Consider the following 15,778-nt stretch of genomic DNA (forward strand, 5'->3'; position numbering starts at 1 on the left):
TATCGTGTCGCCTCAACCTGATTCCGCAGGCCGCGCGCGGTCCATTAGGGTTTGTCGTCATGACCACGATGTGGAACGCGTCCTACCGTTCGCGACGGCGCGCCGGTCGACGCCGGGATCCGGAGCAGGCACGATTCCTGACGCTCGACTCGTTGCGTTGGATCACCCGCAACCGCGCCTGGAGCCCCTGGTACCTCGTCCGCTACTACCGGCTCGCGAAGTTCCGGCTCACCAACCCGCACGTCGTGCTGCGCGGCATGGTGTTCCTCGGCAAGAACGTCGAGATCCATGCGACGCCGGAACTGTCCCGCATGGAGATCGGTCGCTGGGTACACATCGGCGACGGGAACGCGATCCGCTGCCACGAGGGCAGCCTGCGGATCGGTGACAAGACGGTCTTCGGCTGCAACAACGTGGTCAACGCCTACCTGGACATCGAGATCGGCGGCTCGACTCTCGTCGCCGACTGGTGCTACATCGTCGACTTCGATCACGTCACCGACCACATCGAACTGCCGATCAAGGATCAGGGAATCGTCAAGGGGCCGGTCCGGATCGGCGCCGACACCTGGATCGCCGCGAAGGTGACGGTGCTGCGCGACACCGTCGTCGGACGCGGCTGCGTCCTCGGCGCCCACGCTGTGGTCCGCGGCGAGATCGACGACTACTCGATCGCCGTCGGTGCGCCGGCCCGTGTGGTCAAGAACCGTCGGGAGACGTGGGAGGCGGGTGCCGAGAAGCGTGCCGAGATCGAGCGTGCGCTCGCCGACATCGAACGTAAGAAGAAGCAGACCGAGTCGTGATGCTCAGGCGTCGGCCGCCGAACCAGTGCGATGCTCGTGAACCTACACCGGAGGGTACGAGCATTCGCCTATAGAGCAATGCGCGTCCTGTGCGGTGTAGGTCCCCACCGCACGTCGACGTGTGGATAGCCATCAGAAGTTTCCCGGGTCCGTCGATTGAGCGGCCGCGATCTTGGCACACCCACCGAGTAAGACTCGAACATATGTTTTTGTCGTAGGTGAGTTATATCATTGTTCTAGTTCTTGGGTAGTGCTTCCGGGAGCCGTGGTTGTTTGACAACTCGATAGCGCGCCGCAGTCTCGGCGAACCCGTTTCAAGACTGCTCGTTCCTCGGGTGAGAGTGCGAGCCGCGGGCAGACTGCGGCGGCCTGTGTGGCCGGGGTGGTGTCCCGCCGCCGAGAACGAGGCTGGTGACTCGGCTCGGTTGGCGTGTCGACTGGACCGCGCGAGCCGGGTGGTGCCGATGACGTCGAGATCTTATCGGCGATCGTCGAGGTGGCCCGAGCCCGCAACGTCCTCGACGAGCACGAGCGTCACGTACTGGCGCGCAAGCTCGCGGTGCACGAGACACCTGCCGATGTCGCGTCCTCGGCGCGACGCGAAGCCATCCGACTCGAGGCCGAGACCGATGATCCCGATCAGGTCCCGGCCGCAGAGAATCCAGTGCTGAACGAGATGTCGCTGATCACCGGTGAGGACGGGCGGATCGTGGCCACGATCGACGTGGATGTGCTGTCCGGGGAAGAACTGTGTGCCGCGCTCGATCCGCTGTGTCGGCCGGTCCCCTTACCGGACGGGTCGCCGGACCCTCGGTCGAGCGGCCAACGTCGCGCGGATGCTTTCGGGCAGATCATCCGGACGTATCTGTCAGGGTCGGAACCGCTGCGATCGCACGGCAGGCGAACCATGACCGTCCACCCGGCAGCCGCTTGACCACGAACCGGGAGAGGGGCTCGGCCGACGACTAACCGTCGACGTTCGGGTCTCGGTCCGGCATCGGCCGGAGCGGAATCTCCGGGCGCGGACGTGCCACGCGCTCGCGCCGATGCGCCGCCTCGTACACCGCTGCCGTCCGCTGGGCGACGACGTGCCAGGTGAACTCCTCGGTGAGGCGGTCGGCGGCGCGCTGGGCGCGGGCCGCCGCGACCTCGGGGCGGTCGAGCGCGTCGCAGACGGCGTCCGCGAGACCCACCGGATCGAACGGTTCGAACGTCCAACCGCTGTCGCCGTCGGTGACCGCCTCCCCGAGACCTCCCGCGGTCGAGGTGACGAGCGGGATGCCGGTCGCGGCGGCTTCGAGCGCGACGATTCCGAACGGCTCGTAGCGGCTGGGCAGGACGATCGCGTCGCACCGGTGCATCAACGCGACGAGTTGGTCGTGATTCATCCTGCCGAGAAATGTGACGGCGGCTACCACATCGTGGCTGCGGGCGAGTTCGTGCAGCCAGCCGAACTGAGTGCCCTCGCCCGCGATCCGCACCGTGGTGCCCGGGTGTGCGCGACGGATCACCGGCATCGCCGCGATCAGGTCCTGCACCCCCTTCTCGTATTCGAGCCGTCCGGCGAACAACAGCTCGGGCGGGCACGCATGCGCGGCGCGCGGGGCGAAGCTCCACGCGTCGACATCGATGCCGTTGTGGATCACCGTGATCGGCGCGAGGTCGGGACCGAACAGGCGGGTCGCCTCCTCGCGCATCGACGCCGAGCACGTGATGAGCGAGTCGGCGTCGCCCGCGAGCCACGCCTCGACCGAATGCACCTGGCGGTTCACGTGGCCTGCGACCCAGCCGCTGTGTCTGCCCGCTTCCGTCGCGTGCAGGGTCGCGACGAGCGGGACGTCGAAGAACTCGGCGAGGGCAACCGCCGGATGCGCCACCAGCCAGTCGTGGGCGTGGACGACATCCGGCGTCCAGCCGTGGCCGAGGAGCCGCAGCCCGGCGCGGATGAAGCCGTGTCCCATCGCCAGCGTCCACGCCATCATGTCGACACCGAAATCGAACTCCGGCGGGTCCTCCGCGACGGCGATGACGCGCACCCCGTTCACGACGACGTCCGTCGTGGGATGTGTCGACGCGTCGGTGCCCGACGGGCGGCGCGTGAGGACGGTGACGTCGATGCCGAGGTCGGCGAGCGCTTCGGCGAGATGGTGGACGTGCCTGCCGAGGCCGCCGACGACGACAGGCGGGTACTCCCACGAGACCATGAGGACCTTCACCGGCGCGTTCACCGCTCCTCCACGCGTCGCGCGTCGAGCGCGCCGAACAGGTTGTCGGCGTTCCTCCACCCACGAGCCAGGCGAAGAGCCTGTTCCTCACAGCCGGCGTCGGACGCCGCGCAGATCTCTCGGGTGGCGTGTGCATGCTTGTAGGCGCGGTCGTGGGCGTAGCCTGCCGCGGTGTCCTTGGACACCATGAACGGCCAGTCCGACTGGACGGTCATCAGGGTCTCGCGCAGAAGCTGGTCGGCGACCTCGTCGCGGGGCCGCGGCTCGGGGGCGGACGACGCCCGTTTGTCGAGGCTGTCCAGCGCGGTCGCAGTGACCTCCCCGTTCAACTGCACCAGATGCTGCACCTGCGGTCCTTCCCAGACTCGCCAGTCCTTGCCCGAACCCCACGATGAGTCGGAGAGCTCCACCGGCTCCCCGACGTAGCCGTCGCGCCGAGCGGTGTCCAGCGTGCCGACGGTGACCCCGGCCTCGGGCAGCCGCCGCAGCAGACGCTCCAACCAGATCGGCCCCTCGTGCCACCAGTGCCCATAGAGTTCGGTGTCGAAGGCCGCGACCACCAGCGCCGGCCGACCGATGCGGTCGGATTCGGAGATCAGACGGTCGCGCACTGCGCCGACGAAGTCATCGACGTGTTTGTCGATCGCCGCGTCGACGCGCGCCGGGTCGTACGGCTTCTTAGCGTCGGCGGGCACCGTCTTCCCGGTGACCCGCACCGCCTTGAAACCCGTCTCATGGTCGTACGTGTGGAAGTCGCGGTAGTCGGCGTGCCCGGGATAGCCGGACTTAGGCGACCACACCCGGTAACTGACGGTCAGGTCCCGGCCGAAGGCGACGATGTCGCTGTCACCGACGGGACGTCCGAGCGCTGTGTCGCCGTGCAGCGTCGGACCGTCGACCATGAAGTGCCTGACACCCGCAGTGGCGTACTCGACCTCCATGCCCGGCGTGTACGCGCACTCGGGCGCCCAGATGCCCGTAGGGGTCGACCCCCACCGCAGTCGCGCATCCGCGAGCCCCTCACGCAAGGACAGACGACGCAGACGTGGGTCGAGAAGCGGTTGGAACGGGTGGGCGAGCGGCCCGCCGAGTAATTCCATGACGCCGGAGGAGACGAGAGAGCGGATCTGCGGGCTGCCGCCGTGTCGCCAATGCGTCTCGAAGTCGATGAGCGCCGCCGCGGCCGCACGGAACTCCCGGGTACCGGACTCTGCGCGGTCCCGGTCGCGAGACGTCGCAGCCTCGATCGCGCGCAACTGCCAGTCGGCGAGCCACTCGTACATCGAGGCGCCCGCGTACGGGTCGTCGAGCTGGGCGGCGAGTACCGGGGTGATGCCGAGTGAGAGCTGATCGGTGAATCCGTCGGCGGCCAGCCGCCGCAGCACCCCGAACACCGGGAGGTAGCTGTCGGCCCACGACTGGTAGAGCCACTCCTCACCGACCGGCCACCGCCCGTGATTCGGCAGCCACGGCAGATGCGAGTGCAGGACGAGGGTGAACTGGCCGGGTACGCGGTCGGTCATCGTCGCCTCGGGGTTCAGTAGCGCGCGGCGACGGCCAGCAGGTCGAGGCTGGCGTCGATGTCGGCGTCCGTGGACCGGCGGATGTCGAAGTCGGCGACCGTGATGCCCGCGACGTCGTCGACCAACTCGTCCGGCCACGGTTCACCCGCGAGAGCACGGTCGATCTGCGCGTCGATGATCGAACCGCCCCACTTGGCGTCCAACTCCTGCAGTCGTGCGCCGTGGTAGACGCCGAGCATCGCGACGATGTCGAAACCGTCGTCCGACAGCAGTTCGGTGAGGTCGCTCGCAGAAAGTTCACGAGTGTGGAACGGGTTGAGCGGAGTGTCGCGGCCGGGCGAGAAGGTGATCCGATTCGGGGTGCTCATGAACAGTTCACCGCTTCCGCGCAGCACCCGGTGGCATTCGCGGACGAACTCACTCTGATCCCAGAGATGCTCGACGACCTGGAAGTTCACGATGGTGTCGACGGAATTGTCGTCGATCGGGAGGTCGATCAGGTTGCCTTGGTGCACGGTGAGCTCCGGGTACGCGCGTCGCGTGTGGGCGACCGCCTGCTCGTCGTAGTCGACACAGGTGACCGACCGCGCGGCCTGCGCGATCATCGACGCGCCGTACCCTTCACCCGATCCGGCCTCGAGGACGTCGCGGCCCGCGCAGCGCCGCAGAATGTATTCGTAGGCCACCTCGTGGCGCCGGAACCAGTAGTTCTCGGCGGGAATTCCCGGGACGGTTCGCTCGCCGGTGAGGGCGAGTTGATCGGCGGCCTGCGGTTCGCTCATTTGCACGAGGGTAGTGGAACGAATTCTCCCCACTTGCACCGCGCCGTCCGCTCGTATGAGGGACGCCACGTTCTGTGGCGCGGTGTACAGCGGCTAAGGTGATAATGACCCAGGGCCTTACCCGCCGGTAAGTTGCCGAACCCGACGCAGGAGGTCGACGCAGACCCATGACGAATATTGTCGTTCTGATCAAGCAGGTTCCCGACACCTGGTCCGAGCGAAAGCTCGCCGACGGCGACTTCACGCTGGACCGCGAGGCTGCGGACGCTGTTCTCGATGAGATCAATGAGCGCGCGGTCGAGGAAGCACTGCAGATTAAGGAGCGCGACGGCGGCGAGGTGACCCTCCTGTCGGTCGGTCCCGACCGCGCGACCGACGCGATCCGCAAGGCGCTCTCGATGGGTGCCGACAAGGCGATCCATATCAAGGACGATCTGGTGCACGGCTCGGACGCCGTCCAGACCGCCTATGTCATCGCCAGCGCCCTCGGCACCGTCGAAGGTGTCGAGATGGTCATCGCAGGCAACGAGGCGACCGACGGTCGCGTCGGCGCCGTCCCGGCGATGGTCGCCGAATACCTGGAGCTCCCGCACCTGACGCACTTGCGCAAGCTGGAGGTCGAAGGCGAGACGCTGCGCGGCGAGCGCGAGACCGACGAGGGCATCTTCCACGTCGAGGCCACGCTGCCCGCGATCGTCTCGGTCAACGAGAAGATCAACGAGCCGCGCTTCCCGTCCTTCAAGGGCATCATGGCCGCGAAGAAGAAGGAAGTTGCCGTCCTGACCCTCGCCGAGATCGGCGTCGACGCCGACACCGTCGGCCTCGCGAACGCGGGCAGCACCGTCACCGGTGTCACTCCGAAGGCCGCGAAGTCCGCAGGCGAGCGCGTCACCGATGAGGGCGACGGCGGCGTGAAGGTCGCTGAATACCTGGTCGGCCAGAAGATCATCTGATCCCCGCCCCAGTTCCAGCGACTACCAAAGACATTCAGGAGAACAATCATGGCTGAAGTACTCGTGCTCGTCGAGCAGGATACCGAGGGTGGACTGAAGAAGGTCACCAGCGAACTCATCACCGCCGCCCGCGCACTGGGCAGCCCGTCGGCTGTCGTCGTGGCCAAGCCGGGTGCAGGCGCGGCGGTCACCGGCGAACTCGCCGAGGCAGGCGCCGAGAAGATCTACGTCGCGGAGTCGGACGATGTCGCGAACTACCTCGTCTCGCCGAAGGTCGACGTACTGTCGTCGCTCGCCGAGTCGACCGGTGCGGCAGGCGTGCTCGTCGCCGCGACCGCGGACGGCAAGGAAGTCTCGGGCCGTCTCGCGGTTCGTCTCGGTTCGGGTCTGCTGACCGATGTCATCGAGGTCCGTGAGGGCGGCGCAGGCGTCCACTCGATCTTCGGTGGCGCGTTCACCGTCGACGCCCAGGCCGGCGGCGACACCCCCGTCATCTCGGTCCGCCCGGGCGGCGTCGAGGCCGCACCGGCCGCGGGCGCAGGCGAGGTCGTCAACGTCGACGTTCCGGCACAGGCCGAGAACGCCGTCAAGATCTCCGGATTCGAGCCGAACGTCGGCGGAGACCGCCCGGAGCTGACCGAGGCGTCGATCGTCGTCTCGGGTGGCCGCGGTGTCGGTTCGGCCGACCAGTTCAGCGTCGTCGAGGCCCTCGCGGACTCGTTGGGCGCGGCTGTCGGCGCATCGCGTGCAGCGGTCGACTCCGGTTACTACCCGGGTCAGTTCCAGGTCGGTCAGACCGGTAAGACGGTCTCGCCGCAGCTGTACATCGCGCTCGGCATCTCCGGCGCCATCCAGCACCGCGCGGGCATGCAGACCTCGAAGACGATCATCGCCGTCAACAAGGACGAAGAGGCTCCGATCTTCGAGATCAGCGACTTCGGCATCGTCGGCGACCTGTTCAACGTCGCCCCGCAGCTGACCGAAGAGGTCAACAAGCGCAAGTGATCACGCGCATGTAGAACCACACGACGACGCCCGGCCGGACATTCCCGGCCGGGCGTCGCAATCTGGTGTGTCGCTGTCTGGAGTGTCGCCGTCTGTTCACCCGGCGTGCGCGGACACGTCACGCCGCCGTGCCCGGCGGGTTCCGTGCGTCTCGTTGACTGCAGTCATGACAGTGACGAGTTCGGCAAGGCGCACGGTGCTTCTGTCCGGTGGGGACTACGAAGTGGCGATCACCCACGACTCCTACGACATCGACGCGGCGCAACGCCTGCGTTTCGACGTGTTCAACAACGAGCCGGGATACTCCGACTCCATCGGTGACGCGGCATCGGGCCGCGACGCAGACGTGTTCGACGAGTATTGCGACCATCTGCTGGTGCGGCACCTGACGACCGACGCGCTCGTCGGTTGCGCTCGCGTCCTCCCGCCGCCCCGCGCGATCGCCGCGGGCGGCTGGTACTCGGCAGGCGAGTTCGACCTCGCGCAACTCGATCCGATTCGCGGCGAGACCGTCGAGATGGGGCGCGCCGTCGTCGACCCCGCACACCGCAGCGGTTCGGTCACCGCGATGCTGTGGGCCGCACTCCTCGGCTACCTGGAGGACGGCGGCTACCGGTACATGATGGGCTGCGTGTCAGTGCCACTCGACGCTCCGATCGGCCGCGGCCGAGAACTGCGCGGCATCCGTGACCTCGCCCGCGAGAAGCACCGCGCTCCGTGGGAGGCGTTCCCGCGTGTCCGCGTCGACGTCGACGGCCGGACGCTGGACGACCTGGAGCCTCCGCCCACGCTGCGGCTGCCCGCGCTGCTGCGCGGCTACACGCGACTCGGCGCGCGGGTGTGCGGTGAGCCGGCTTTCGACGAGGTCTTCGACGTCGGTGATTTCCTCACCGTCCTGGATCGGACGCAGGGGGAGGCTCGGTACGTCGATCGTCTGCGCGGCGCGATGGCACGGCTCAAGAGCACGGATTGACCGACGTGAACCAGTGGGTGCCCGTCAGCCCGTGCGGTGTCGACTGCGTGCCGTCGACACCGCGCGCATCGCGTCTACGGATCGGCATGCGGTGCGCCGCATTCGGCCTCGTGGCGGTCCTCGTCCTCGTCGTCGGCCTCGCCAGCATCCTGCTGCCGCGTCGCGCCCGGCACGGCTACTGGCGGGCGAGCGCGCGGCTGACTCTGGCGTCGATGGGCGTGCGTCTGGACGTCGACGACCGTCGCCCCCGCCAGGCGAGGCGCGTGCGCGGAGCGTTGATCGTCGCCAACCACATCTCCTTCCTCGACATCGTGGCGATCGCCGCCGTCGCCCCCGCGCGGTTCGTCGCCAAACGAGAGGTGCTGCAGATGTCGGGGTTCGGCTACGTGGCGAGACTGTTCGGCGTGCTGCCGCACGTGCGCGGCGACCTGCGCAGGCTCGCCCCGATGATCGCGCGGGTGGGCGAGATCCTCGACCGCGGCCGAGCGGTCGCGGTGTTCCCCGAAGGCACCACCTGGTGCGGCGGTGCGGCGGGACGGTTCCGTCCGGCGTTCTTCCAGGCAGCCGTCGATGCGGGCGTGCCGGTCCTGCCGCTCCGGTTGGCGTACGCCGAAACCGGTCGGCCGGCGACGCTCGCCGGATTCATCGGTGACGACACAGTGGGGTCCACCTTCACCCGCATCGTGGCAGCGCGCGATCTCACGGTGACGGTCACGGTGTTCGCGCGGCAACTTCCGGTGCCCGACCGGAGAGTGCTCGCGGACGTCTGTGAGGAGCGAATCACCGGACTCGAGCGAGGACCGGCCACCTGGTCCGGCACCGGCGCGGCGAGGCCGAGGATTTTCTCCCGGTGACTCCCCGCGGCTATCGTGGGACGAGTCATGCCCACACCCCGCCGTTCCGTCTACCTCGACAACGCCGCGTCGACCGCTCTGGTCCCTGCGGCCGCCGAGGCGATGGCTGCGGCCTGGGCTCTTCCCGGGAACGCGTCGTCGCTGCACGGCTCCGGACGGCGAGCGCGCCGCATTCTCGAAGAGTCGCGCGAGTCGATCGCCCGTGACCTGGGAGCACGCCCGTCCGAAGTGATAGTGACCGGCGGCGGCACCGAGGCGGACAATCTCGCACTCAAGGGGATCTACGCCGCGCGGCGGCGTGAGGACGGCCGCCGACGCAAGGTCGTGGTGTCCGCGGTGGAGCATCACGCGGTCCTCGATCCCGCGCAGTGGCTGGCCGACGAGGCAGGCGCCGAACTCGTCGTGTTGCCGGTCGACGAGGCCGGCACGGTGCGTCTCGACGTGCTGCGCGCTCTCTTGGCCGACGACGCCGAGTCGGTCGCGGTGATCTCGGTCATGTGGGCGAACAACGAGGTTGGCACGATCGAGCCGGTGACCGAGGTCGCCGCGCTCGGCGCAGAATACGGTGTGCCCGTTCATTCGGACGCGATCGCCGCAGTCGGACACGTCCCCGTCGATTTCGCGGCGAGCGGCCTGTCGGCGATGAGTGTGGCCGCACACAAGTTCGGCGGTCCGCAGGGCGTCGGGGCCCTTCTGCTGCGCCGTGATGTCGCGTGCACGCCATTGCTGCACGGCGGTGGGCACGAACGGGACGTCCGATCGGGCACGCAGGACGTCCCGGGAGTGGCGGGGATGGCTGCGGCGCTGCGCGAGGCCGTCTCGCGTCGGGACGAGCACACCGCGCAGGTCATCAACCTGCGGGACCGGTTGATCGCCGTGCTCACCGCAGGCGGTCACGCGCGCGTCAACGGTGCGCTGGGTACGGGCGCCGGCGGGTCGCTCCCCGGCATCGTGCACGTCTCTTTCGGCGGCTGCGAAGGCGACTCGCTGCTCATGCTTCTCGATGCCAAGGGCGTCGAGTGCTCCACCGGGTCGGCCTGTACAGCGGGCGTCGCGGCGGCGAGCCACGTGCTGCTGGCCATGGGCATGGACAAGGCGACGGCGCGCGGTTCGCTGCGCTTCTCACTCGCCCACGACAACAACGACGATGATGTGACCGCGGTGGCGCAGGTGATCGACGAGGTCACCGAGCGGGCGCGGGCGGCCGGGACGCTGTCGGTGTCCGGGGCGCCGACAGGAGGGGCACGGTAATGCGAGTACTTGCGGCGATGAGCGGCGGCGTCGATTCGGCGGTGGCTGCCGCGCGCGCGGTCGAGGCCGGCCACGACGTGGTCGGCGTTCACCTGGCGTTGTCGACGGCGCCGGGCGCACTGCGCACGGGTTCACGGGGCTGCTGCTCGCGCGAGGACGCCGACGACGCGCGCCGTGCCGCGGACGTTCTCGGCATTCCGTTCTACGTGTGGGACTTCGCGGATCGATTCAAAGAGGACGTGATCGACGAGTTCGTCGCGTCGTACGCTGCGGGCCAGACCCCGAATCCGTGCCTGTCGTGCAACGAGAAGATCAAGTTCTCGGCGCTCGCCGAACGCGCGCAGGCTCTCGGCTTCGATGCGTTGGCCACCGGGCATTACGCGCGGTTGGCGAACGGTGAGCTGCGCCGGGCGGTGGACGCCGACAAAGACCAGTCGTACGTCCTGGCGGTCCTCGACCACGAGCAGCTCGACCGGGCGATGTTCCCGATCGGCGACACCCCGAAACCACAGATCCGCGAAGAGGCCGAACGCCGGGGTCTCGCCGTAGCGAACAAGCCGGACTCGCACGACATCTGCTTCATCCCGTCCGGCGACACCCGGGCATTCCTGGGCGCCCGGATCGGCGTCCGACCCGGTGCGGTCGTCGATTCGTCGACCGGCGAGAAACTCGCCGACCACGACGGCGTCCACGGATTCACGATCGGCCAACGCAAGGGGCTCGGCATCGAGGCTCCCGCGGCCGACGGCGCTCCGCGATATGTGACGGGGATCGACCCGGATTCGGGGACCGTCACCGTCGGCACCGCCGTCGATCTGGACGTGTCGGCGATGACCGCGGTCAAAGCCGTGTGGACGTCGGGGACGACTCCGGACGGACCAGTCGAGTGCACGGTGCAGGTGCGCGCGCACGGTGGTCTGGCGCCTGCGGTCGCCACGCCGATCGAGGTGGACGGCCGACCGGCGATGCGGATCGAGCTGCGCACCCCGCTGCGCGGTGTGGCACGCGGCCAGGCAGCGGTCCTGTACGCGGCCGACGGCGCCAACGGCGACCTCGTGGTCGGCTGTGCCCGGATCGCGGACACGGTCGAGGCCACCAGGTGACCGGTCGCGTCGAGGGCATGCCCTCGGGGCTGGGCACCGGGATCGGGCCCATGCCGGGAGCGGACCCGGCCGAAGCGGTCCGCATGGTCTCCGGCGAGACCGACTTCGCGTTCCTACCGGAGTTGCCCGCCCGCGGCGTGGGCGCCGACTCGGTCGGGCGCACCGGCGCCGTGTTGATCGACATGCCGTTCGAGGTGGTGCACGACGTCTACCGGATGACGTCGCGTTCCGGTTCGGTGATGCGGCGCGCTCGGGACTTCCTGGCGCGCGACCTCGACGCGGTAGAGGCGCACTGGGACGCGGCGGGACTGATCGGCACCGGTCGTCTCCTGAAAGTGCAGCTGTGCGGTCCGTTCACCTACGGCGCGCGGGTCGAACTGCGCAACGGGCACAAGGTGGTCCGCGACAAGGGGGCTCGACGCGATGTCGTCGCGTCGATGGCGGACGGGCTGGCGGACCACGTCCGGGAGGTGGAGCGTCGCCTCGGCGCTCAGGTCATCGTCCAATTGGACGAGCCGGACGTGGAGCGAGTGCTGGATGGAAGTGTCACGCCGTTGACGAGACTCGACCCGATACCGCCGGTTCCTGCGCCGCTGATCGCCCAGCGACTCGAGGAGATGGCTGCGGTGATCGGTCGTCCGATGATCCTGCACGGCGGCGATCGACCGCATTCGGAACTGTGCTCGATGCTCGACTCGTACGCGGTGACCGTCGACTTCTCACACCCGCTTCCCGACAGTGAGAAAGACCAGTTGGGTGTGTACCTCGACCAGGGCGGCATCATGCTCGTCGGCGTCGTCCCGCCGGCGCGTCCGCTCGTCGCGCCGCGCGCCGAGGAGATCGCCCAGCGGATGGCCGTCCTGATCGACGAGATCGGTCTTCCTCGAACTGTGCTGCGCGACAACGTCATCGTCACGCCGCACACCGGCCTCGCTGAGGCGTCGCCCGAGTGGGCGGCCGCCGCGCTGCGGATCGCGTCGCGGACGTCCGAGTTGATGGCGCAGGACCCGGACGCCCTGTAGCACGAGGCCCGGTATCGCGAGGCCCTATGTTGCGAGCCCCTATTCGGCGTCGAGTGCCGCGACTGCGCGTTTCGGGGCGATCTGCCGGAACGATGCGTCGAGAAGTTCGGTGACCTCGTTCCAGTCGTCGGCGGTGTCGTGGCGGGCGAGGTCGATGCCCAGCCAGCCGTAGGCTCCGACGTACGCGGGCACGAAGAAACGGTCGTCCTGTACGAGCGCTTCGCGTTCCCCGGGATCCGGGACGAACAGGAGCGCGTTACTCAGCGGCGACTTCGTCTCGCCCTTGCGGGAGCCGCCATATATGGCGAACATCTTGCCGCACCGGAACGTCGGCCGACCGTGTGCGATCTTCTCGGTGGTTTCGGGGAATGCGAGGGCGCGTCGCCGGACCTGCGCGAGGATCTCGTCGGCGTCGTCGAACATGACCGGATGCGGCATTCCGCCAGAATACCGGTGTCGTAGGCCTGCGATAATCTAAATGCGTGACTGATCCCCAGGCTCCTGAACCGCAGGCCCGAGACGCCGATTCCGATGACGCAGCCCGGCAGTGGTCCGAGCTCGCAGACGAAGTCCGTGGGCACCAGTTCCGCTACTACGTGCAGGATGCGCCGGTCGTCAGCGACGGCGAGTTCGACGAGTTGTTCCAGCGACTGATCAGCCTCGAATCGGCGCACCCCGAACTGGCCGCAGCCGACTCGCCGACCAAGCTCGTCGGCGGTGGCTTCTCGACCGACTTCACGTCGGTCGATCACCTCGAGCGGATGATGTCGCTCGACAATGTCTTCGACGCCGACGAGATGCGGGCCTGGGTGTCGCGCACCGAAGCCGACGCCGGGCAGGGCATCGACTTCCTGTGCGAACTCAAGATCGACGGCGTCGCACTGGCGCTGGTCTACGAGAACGGTGCGCTGGTGCGCGGGGTGACGCGTGGCGACGGACGGACCGGCGAAGACGTCACCCTGAACGCGCGCACCATCGTCGGTGTGCCGCATCAGCTGACCGGAACCGGTGAGCGTCCGGTCCCGCCACTGCTCGAAGTCCGCGGCGAGGTCTACTTCCGGCTCGAGGACTTCGCGACGCTCAACGCGTCGCTGGTCGCCGACGGCAAGCCGCCGTTCGCGAACCCGCGCAACTCGGCGGCTGGCTCGCTCCGGCAGAAGAATCCGCAGGTCACCGCGAAGCGTCATCTCCGGATGATCTGCCACGGCATCGGCCGGATCGACGGTTGGCGACCGGAGTCGCTGCACGACGCCTACCTGGCGCTCGCCGAGTGGGGGCTCCCGGTGTCCGCGCACACGCGGAAGGTGACTGGAGCCGACGACGTGCTCGCGGCGGTCGACTACTGGGGCGAGAACCGACACTCGCCGGAGCTCGACCACGAGATCGACGGGCTCGTCGTGAAAGTCGACGACGTGACCCTGCAGCGCCGCCTGGGCGCGACCTCACGCGCGCCGCGCTGGGCCATCGCTTACAAGTACCCGCCCGAAGAGGTCACGACGAAGCTGCTCGACATCCTGGTCGGCGTCGGGCGGACCGGACGTGTCACACCGTGGGCGCAGATGGAGCCGGTCACCGTCGCCGGTTCGACGGTGTCGCGTGCGACGCTTCACAACGGTTTCGAGGTGGAGCGCAAGGGCGTTCTCATCGGCGACACGATCACGATCCGTAAGGCGGGTGACGTGATCCCCGAAGTGCTCGGCCCCGTCGTCGACCTGCGAGACGGCACCGAACGGGCCTTCGTGATGCCGACCGACTGCCCGGAGTGCGGCACCGCGCTGGCACCTGCGCGAGAGGGCGACAAGGACATCCGCTGCCCGAATCAGCGCACGTGTCCCGGGCAGCTCCGTGAGCGACTGTTCTACCTCGCGGGCCGCGGTGCGTTCGACATCGAAGCGCTGGGATACGAGGGCGGACAGTCGCTGCTGTCCAGCGGTGTCCTCACCGATGAGGGTGACCTCTTCTCGTTGACCGAGGACGATCTCCTCAAGACCGGGCTGTACACGACGAAGGGCGGCGCGCTGTCGGCCAACGGGCGACGCTTCCTGGAGAACCTCGACAAAGCCAAGCAGGTCCCGCTGTGGCGGGTACTGGTCGCCTTGTCGATCCGCCACTGCGGACCGACGCCGTCGCGGGCCGTCGCCACCGAGTTCGGGTCGCTCGAGCGGATAGCGAACGCCTCCGTCGACGAGCTCGCGAACGTCGACGGACTGGGCCCGACGCGCGCACAGAGCATCCACGACTGGTTCACCGTCGACTGGCATCGCGACATCGTCGCGAAGTGGCGTGCCGCGGGAGTCTCGATGGTCGACGAACGCGACGAATCGATCGAGCGCACGCTGGACGGGAAGAGCATCGTCGTCACCGGGTCACTCGTCGACTTCACCCGTGACGGCGCGAAGGAGGCGATCATCGCGCGCGGCGGCAAGGCCTCCGGATCGGTGTCGAAGAAGACCGACTATGTGGTCGTCGGTGACTCGCCCGGCAGCAAAGCGGACAAGGCTGAGCAGCTCGGTGTGCCGGTCCTTGACGAAGACGCGTTCAAGACGCTGTTGGCGACCGGCCGCACGGAGTGACCGGGCGCTGCCAACCATTAAGGAATTGGCGATACGAGGCGCTAGTACTCGCCCGCGCGGCGACGTGCCGCACGACGAGAGGGAAACGATGAGCGATCCGCAGGACCAGACTCCTGGAGACGCCGGGGTGGGCGGCCTGTTCTCGCGAACGTCGTGCGTTCCCGCGAACGTTCTCGCTTCCCGCTATTGGACAGTCCAGTAGCGGGAAGCGAGAGCGTTCGCGGGAAGGCAGAGGGGTAGCGGGAAGGCGGCAGGGTTTGCGGGAAGGCGGCGGGGCGGCACGCTTTTCGGGCACTCGTTGTTCGAACGTACGTTTTTGTCGGAGGTGAGTTATATCATACTTATAGTTCTCGAGAACGTGTCAGGAGCCAGGTGTTCTTTGACAATTCGATAGCGCGCCGCAGTCCAGGCGAACCCGTTACAGACTGCTCGTTCCTCGGGTGAGAGTGCGAGCCGCGGGAGGGCTACGGCGGCACTTGCCGGGGTGGTGCCCGGCACCCCACACGGGGTGGGGTTCGGTCCACGTCGTTCGCTCAACCCACGGCAGGGTGCCGTGGTTCGAGCGCGCCGACAACCGGCCCCGTAGTCGCTTAGTCCTGGATCGAAGGAGGTCCTGTCATGTTCGCTTCCACTGTTCGCGAATTCGCCGACCACATTGTCGATGAACTCGCTCCACCCACCGCCGTCGAACGCGAGGCCGGTGACTCGCTG

Annotated in this window: 14 protein-coding genes; 10 read left to right on the top strand and 4 right to left on the bottom strand. The window is 68.2% G+C overall.

The annotated features are described in order from the left end of the window. Positions 1-59: 59 nt before the first annotated feature. Together L5G28_RS19135 and L5G28_RS19140 are read left to right on the top strand one after the other, a co-directional pair. A complete protein-coding gene (locus L5G28_RS19135; protein WP_236999180.1) occupies positions 60-803 on the top strand; it encodes an acyltransferase in 744 nt (247 codons plus the stop codon). Between the two features lie 430 nt (positions 804-1,233). Next, positions 1,234-1,737, top strand: a complete 504-nt coding sequence (locus L5G28_RS19140; protein WP_237002914.1) for a DUF222 domain-containing protein — start codon at positions 1,234-1,236, stop codon at positions 1,735-1,737. A 31-nt stretch (positions 1,738-1,768) separates the two neighbouring features. On the opposite strand, the gene L5G28_RS19145 is transcribed toward L5G28_RS19140, so the two are convergent. Genes L5G28_RS19145 through L5G28_RS19155 form a run of 3 tightly spaced genes read right to left on the bottom strand, consistent with a single transcriptional unit; the run spans position 1,769 to position 5,333 of the window. After that, positions 1,769-3,019 (bottom strand): glycosyltransferase family 4 protein, encoded by a 1,251-nt coding sequence (locus L5G28_RS19145; RefSeq protein WP_237002924.1) that lies wholly within the window; start codon positions 3,017-3,019, stop codon positions 1,769-1,771. Positions 3,020-3,027: 8 nt separating this feature from the next. Then, entirely contained in the window at positions 3,028-4,551 is a 1,524-nt protein-coding gene (locus tag L5G28_RS19150) for a 1,4-alpha-glucan branching protein domain-containing protein (RefSeq protein ID WP_237002915.1), read from the bottom strand. Between the two features lie 14 nt (positions 4,552-4,565). Next, positions 4,566-5,333: a class I SAM-dependent methyltransferase gene (locus L5G28_RS19155; protein ID WP_237002916.1), complete on the bottom strand. Its 768-nt coding sequence runs from the start codon at positions 5,331-5,333 to the stop codon at positions 4,566-4,568. A gap of 167 nt (positions 5,334-5,500) precedes the next feature. Between L5G28_RS19155 and L5G28_RS19160 the strand changes: the two genes are divergently transcribed. From L5G28_RS19160 to L5G28_RS19190, 7 genes are all read left to right on the top strand, one after another. Beyond that, positions 5,501-6,286, top strand: a complete 786-nt coding sequence (locus L5G28_RS19160; protein ID WP_236998799.1) for an electron transfer flavoprotein subunit beta/FixA family protein — start codon at positions 5,501-5,503, stop codon at positions 6,284-6,286. Between the two features lie 48 nt (positions 6,287-6,334). Continuing rightward, on the top strand, positions 6,335-7,291 hold the full coding sequence (locus L5G28_RS19165) for an electron transfer flavoprotein subunit alpha/FixB family protein (protein WP_236998798.1): 957 nt from the start codon (positions 6,335-6,337) through the stop codon (positions 7,289-7,291). A gap of 166 nt (positions 7,292-7,457) precedes the next feature. Further along, positions 7,458-8,264 (top strand): GNAT family N-acetyltransferase, encoded by an 807-nt coding sequence (locus tag L5G28_RS19170; RefSeq protein ID WP_237002917.1) that lies wholly within the window; start codon positions 7,458-7,460, stop codon positions 8,262-8,264. A gap of 5 nt (positions 8,265-8,269) precedes the next feature. Beyond that, positions 8,270-9,118 (top strand): lysophospholipid acyltransferase family protein, encoded by an 849-nt coding sequence (locus L5G28_RS19175; RefSeq protein WP_237002925.1) that lies wholly within the window; start codon positions 8,270-8,272, stop codon positions 9,116-9,118. 27 nt (positions 9,119-9,145) lie between these two features. Next, positions 9,146-10,369, top strand: a complete 1,224-nt coding sequence (locus L5G28_RS19180; RefSeq protein WP_237002918.1) for a cysteine desulfurase family protein — start codon at positions 9,146-9,148, stop codon at positions 10,367-10,369. After that, complete coding sequence (gene mnmA, locus L5G28_RS19185) at positions 10,369-11,472, top strand: tRNA 2-thiouridine(34) synthase MnmA (RefSeq protein WP_237002919.1); 1,104 nt, start codon at positions 10,369-10,371, stop codon at positions 11,470-11,472. Before L5G28_RS19180 ends, mnmA begins: the two co-directional genes overlap by 1 nt. Further along, complete coding sequence (locus L5G28_RS19190; RefSeq protein WP_237002920.1) at positions 11,469-12,494, top strand: uroporphyrinogen decarboxylase/cobalamine-independent methonine synthase family protein; 1,026 nt, start codon at positions 11,469-11,471, stop codon at positions 12,492-12,494. Before mnmA ends, L5G28_RS19190 begins: the two co-directional genes overlap by 4 nt. Positions 12,495-12,533: 39 nt before the next feature. Here the strand turns inward: L5G28_RS19190 and L5G28_RS19195 are convergent, their stop codons facing one another. Beyond that, positions 12,534-12,932: an MmcQ/YjbR family DNA-binding protein gene (locus L5G28_RS19195; protein ID WP_237002921.1), complete on the bottom strand. Its 399-nt coding sequence runs from the start codon at positions 12,930-12,932 to the stop codon at positions 12,534-12,536. 44 nt (positions 12,933-12,976) lie between these two features. On the opposite strand from L5G28_RS19195, the gene ligA reads away from it, so the two are divergent. Further along, complete coding sequence (gene ligA / locus L5G28_RS19200; RefSeq protein WP_237002922.1) at positions 12,977-15,067, top strand: NAD-dependent DNA ligase LigA; 2,091 nt, start codon at positions 12,977-12,979, stop codon at positions 15,065-15,067. Positions 15,068-15,778 lie beyond the last annotated feature (711 nt).

The organism is Gordonia liuliyuniae (genome assembly GCF_021739025.1).
Classification (GTDB): domain Bacteria; phylum Actinomycetota; class Actinomycetes; order Mycobacteriales; family Mycobacteriaceae; genus Gordonia; species Gordonia liuliyuniae.